Source organism: Rhodopirellula sp. JB055 (assembly GCF_043100905.1).
Lineage (GTDB): Bacteria > Planctomycetota > Planctomycetia > Pirellulales > Pirellulaceae > Rhodopirellula.
Genome location: NZ_JBICHO010000189.1, coordinates 1 through 4,567, shown reverse-complemented (window position 1 = coordinate 4,567; position 4,567 = coordinate 1). Strand labels below are relative to the sequence as shown.

The following is a 4,567-nucleotide window of genomic DNA, read 5'->3' as shown; positions in this document are numbered from 1 at the left end:
CCCCCCCCCCCACTACGATCAACCCTCGCTTTTAGCGTCAACAGACCACCATACCGCGAACGGTTGCACTTCAATCGCAAACGACGTTCATGTCAGCGAAATCTCACTGAATGACACCAATCACTCGCCTGCGAATGGCTCAAACCAGGGAATCGGGGCGTTGAGCACCTGGCCATTTGTCCGGCGAAGCGGTCCCTGACACGATCACGCCTTTCTTTTCCCAACCCAAGTAAGCCGTCACATCGGCAGGGCAATAACGCAATGTCAAACCGCATCGTCGACGGTCACTTTGGTTGGGCGCGGACCCGTGAACCAGCAGGTCGCTATGAATCGAGACTTGCCCAGCGCGAACCGGAGTGAACCGGTGCGTCCCATACTTCTCGGGTTCATTGACAACCTGATCCAAGACATTGCCCGAATCCGTTTCCGTCATGTCAAAATCGATCAAACCGTGAGTGTGCGAACCAGTGAAAACTTCCATCCCGCCATTGTCCAGATCAGCGTCATCAATCGCCAACCAAACCGTCACTGCTTTGGTCGGAGTCAGCGGCCAATAACTGGCATCCTGATGCCAATCAACACGCTTTCCATCGCCAGGCATCTTGCAGAAAAAGTGAGAGCCCCAGCCGATCACATTCTCACCTAGCAAATCCGAAACATAGCCGACCAACTTCGGATGCTGCAGCAAATCCCAAACGCGAGCGTGTTTCAGATGAGCACTGCTGATCGAATAGCTGTCTTTTCCCGCCGCCATCGTCTCAGCCAACAACGCGTCAAAGTACTCCCGCAAAGAAGCTGACTCATCCGCATTGAGCACATCCAACGGCCCCAAATAACCGTCTCGATTCCACGACTCAATCTGATCGGCGTTCAGTAACTGAGGCGTCGCATTTTCAGTGGGAAAGAAACGAATGTCGCGTTGCACCGTTTCAATGGATTCTCGATCTGGAATGATCGCGAAAGAAGTGCCCGATGGGGATCCGGTTTCGTTCATTGGAACTGAACATCCTGAAAGAGAGTGGGGAACCGCTCCATTCTCAGGGAGTCCATCAGGTGATTCAACCCAACCAACTTGCGGGGACATGCCGGCGTGACCGTTAAAAGCGACACAGTCCATCGACTTTCTCATTAGCTGAGACGCCACCCATCGGGTTGGAGGCGCCGAGCAAGCCAAGCGAACTAGGGTTGGATGCAACTGATTCCTTCATGGCGGTTGCGACACTTCCAATCCCTTTGTCCGCACTTAATACGTCCGAACGGTTTGCATCTTGTCCTTCGCAGCCAACACACATCCACCACGCCGGGAACGTTCCACCACCGTGGTCGATCGCGCCGTTCAGTACGGCGTCGTCAAGAAAATCGCTTTTCACTGGGTCATCTTCTTCGTCTGCAATTCCGTCGCTTTGCTGCTGTGGTTGCGTCTGTTCGAACATCCTGACCTGACTTGGCAGCACTCGTTCGAAGACTGCGTCCGTCGGTTCATGCCATTCTTCCTGATCTCACTCGCGTTGATTCCCGCCTTTGTGTTGGACACGCTGAAGTTAACCAATCGATTTGCCGGACCAATCATGCGGCTCCGCACCGAGATCACGAATGCAGCGGAAGGCCGCCCGGTTACAAAATTGAGTTTCCGCACCAACGACTTTTGGCGAGACGTCGCCGATTCCTTCAACCGCATGGCTCAGCGGACCGGCCTGCTGGCTGACGAAAATGGCCAGTCCACCGACATCGAATCCAGCTCATCCACCACCCAAGTCTGAATTCATCTGATGTTTGCACCTACCTCCCACCTTCGGGACCGCAACGTTCCAAGCCGACGAACCCGTGGAAGCCGATCCGGCGTCGCGACGGTTGAGTTTGCCGTTTGCTTGCCCATCCTAATCCTGTTGGTTTTTGGTTCGATCGAAGCTTCCAGCATGATCTTCCTGAAACAGTCACTCAACGTGGCGGCGTATGAGTCCACCCGAGAAGCGATTCGCGACGGACGCAGCAACGCCGACGCCGAAGCTCGCGCCCGCGCTGTCCTCGATTCTCGCGGCATCGTTGGCTACCAAATCACCTTTCCAAACGGCGAAGCACTCGATGCCGCACGCGCGTCCGAAATTGTGACCTCGGTGACCGCGTCAAGTGCAACGAACAGTCCCCTGCTGGGACGATTCCTCACCGATCGTCAGCTCACCGTCAACACCGTGATGCTGAAACAGTGAGATCACGACGCTTCACCTGATCCGAAACCTGACATTCGACTCGCCCACTTTCATCCGTCTCGTCCGGAACCGCAGCATGCTCCCCGCCATCCACACCACGCCGACGCTGTCTCGCAAACTTCGTGATCGCTGCGTCGCATTGGATCGTCATCCCAACCGCCGCACGCCGCAACGGCAGGGGGCGATGCTGGTGCTGATCGCGATCATGATGTTCCTGTTCCTGATTGTCGTCGCGTTCTCGATCGACATCGCTCAGATGCACCTGTCGCGAACCGAACTGCGGTCTTCGACCGATGCCGCCGCCAATGCCGCGGCCACGACCTTGGCCGACACACTGGACCGCAACCAAGCCGTTCGACGTGGTCAGCAAATTGCACAGGCCAACTTGGTCAACGGTCAACCGCTGCTGCTCGCGGACGGTGATTTCCAGTTCGGACGCTCCGATCGGCAAGTGAACGGGAAGTACGCGTTCACATCCGGCCAAGCTCCATTCAACGGGGTTCGTGTCAACGGCCAACGGACCACCGGATCGCTGTCCGGCCCGGTGCCGCTGTTCTTTGGCAACATCACGGGCACCTCCATCTTTGAACCCGAAGCATTCGCAACAGCAACCTACGTCGAACGTGACATCACGCTGGTTGTTGACCGCAGTGGATCCATGGGCGGTAGCCGATTCGCTGACCTGCGTGATGCGATTCGAATCTTCACCGAAATGCTTGCCAACACACCCGTCGATGAACAAATTGGGCTGGCGTCATACAACAACCGAGCCTCGGAAGATGTGCAACTGACTGAAAACTTCGTCGAAATCACCAATGCCATGGACGGCTTGCGAACCGGTGGATTCACCAGCATCTCTGGCGGGATGCAAGCCGGGAGAGCGATCGCGCTGCGTGGTCGACCACCTGAATTTGTCGAACGCACCATGATTGTGATGACCGACGGTCGCCACAACCGAGGCATCGAACCCAGTGTCGTGGCCAATGACCTGGCCGCTGATGGGGTCACCATCCACACGATCACCTTTGGTGCAGGAGCCGATTTCGGTCGCATGCAAGACGTCGCACGGATCGGCGGCGGTCGCCACTTCCACGCCACCGACGGCAACCAACTCCGCGAAATCTACCGCGAGATCGCCCTGACACTGGGAACGGTCCTGACCGAGTGAGATCGATCGACCGCCAATCCACACGCACCACTTCTCCCCAATAATTCCCATGCTCTCGCCGACTCACTCTCGCCAACGCACCATCCATCCGGACGCTCGGCAAGGCGCCGTTGCGGTCGAATTCGCCATCGTCGTTCCGCTGTTGTTCCTGTTTTTCTTCGCAGGCTTCGAATTCATGCGAGTCGCGATGGTCCGGCACACGATCGACAACGCCGTCTACGAAGGCGCACGCGTGGGAATCATCCCCGGTGGCACCAACGCCGAAATCCAAGCCGAAGCCACTCGGATCCTGGGAACCATCGGGATCGATGATTTCACCCTGGAAGTCGAACCCGCCAACATCACCGACGCCACCCAAGACATCACCGTACGCGTGACCGTTCCGCTGGACCGCAACACTTACGTCCCGGCAGACTACTTTCTCGGCAAAGAACTGCAACGTGAACTGACGATGCGGCGTGAAGGCCGCTAGCTCACTTTGCCAAACGAGTCTTCAAGAACGATCGATACTCCGGGCGCTCACGCCACTCTTCGATGAACGCTTCGTATCGCGAATCGTTGGCCCAAAACATCGGTTCAGCATGGTCTGGATTCACGCGACCCTCTGGATAATCCAACCCCGCCACGCTGTCATCGACCGACGCATTCCATTCTGCCAACCATTCGCTTAAACGCGACGCGATCTCGGGATGAGCATCCGCCACGTCCTCGCTCTCGGCAACGTCATTGTCCAGTTGATACAACTGTTCGCTGACCACCAATTGCCCCTTCTTCTTTCGTGTTTCGCGAATCAACTTCCACTGGTTGTCGACCACGGCCGAGTTGCCACGAAACCGAAACCCAATCGGTTTTTCGCGATGCGACACCGCCGCCTCATCCTGACCCTGAATCACTGGTAACAAACTGATCCCATCGACAGGCGTGGTCAGTGAGTCACCGGGCAATCCCAGCAAATCCACCAGCGTCGGCGCAATGTCGGTCGCACAAGCTGGAACCCGACTGACGCGTCCAGCCTGAATCTGATCGGGCCAATGCAACACACAAGGCACCCGCAGCCCACCCTCATAAAGCTGCGACTTGTGACCTCGCAGCGGAGCCGTTGTCGATGGTTCGATGCCTGGCAAACCACCGTTGTCACTGCAGAACCAAATCAACGTGTTGTCCAGCACACGCAACCGCTCCAGTCCTTCTC

The 4,567-nt window shown here is 56.9% G+C and carries 6 protein-coding genes; 4 read left to right on the top strand and 2 right to left on the bottom strand.

What is annotated here, in order from left to right; all coding sequences use genetic code 11:
• Positions 1 to 139 precede the first annotated feature (139 nt).
• A complete protein-coding gene (locus ACF8AM_RS07655; protein ID WP_392555064.1) occupies positions 140 to 994 on the bottom strand; it encodes a phytanoyl-CoA dioxygenase family protein in 855 nt (284 codons plus the stop codon).
• A 274-nt stretch (positions 995 to 1,268) separates the two neighbouring features.
• Here ACF8AM_RS07655 and ACF8AM_RS07650 point away from each other — a divergent pair, with 274 nt between their 5' ends.
• The 4 genes from ACF8AM_RS07650 (at position 1,269) to ACF8AM_RS07635 (ending at position 3,847) form a co-directional block, all read left to right on the top strand.
• Positions 1,269 to 1,760, top strand: coding sequence for a hypothetical protein (locus tag ACF8AM_RS07650; protein ID WP_392555063.1), 492 nt, complete (start codon positions 1,269 to 1,271; stop codon positions 1,758 to 1,760).
• Between the two features lie 9 nt (positions 1,761 to 1,769).
• Positions 1,770 to 2,207 (top strand): TadE/TadG family type IV pilus assembly protein, encoded by a 438-nt coding sequence (locus ACF8AM_RS07645; RefSeq protein ID WP_392555062.1) that lies wholly within the window; start codon positions 1,770 to 1,772, stop codon positions 2,205 to 2,207.
• 76 nt (positions 2,208 to 2,283) lie between these two features.
• Positions 2,284 to 3,375 (top strand): VWA domain-containing protein, encoded by a 1,092-nt coding sequence (locus ACF8AM_RS07640; protein ID WP_392555061.1) that lies wholly within the window; start codon positions 2,284 to 2,286, stop codon positions 3,373 to 3,375.
• Positions 3,376 to 3,424: 49 nt separating this feature from the next.
• Positions 3,425 to 3,847, top strand: coding sequence for a TadE/TadG family type IV pilus assembly protein (locus tag ACF8AM_RS07635; protein ID WP_392555060.1), 423 nt, complete (start codon positions 3,425 to 3,427; stop codon positions 3,845 to 3,847).
• Between the two features lies 1 nt (position 3,848).
• Here ACF8AM_RS07635 and ACF8AM_RS07630 read toward each other — a convergent pair.
• Positions 3,849 to 4,567 (bottom strand): sulfatase (locus tag ACF8AM_RS07630; protein ID WP_392555059.1); only part of this gene is annotated, 719 nt, incomplete at its 5' end.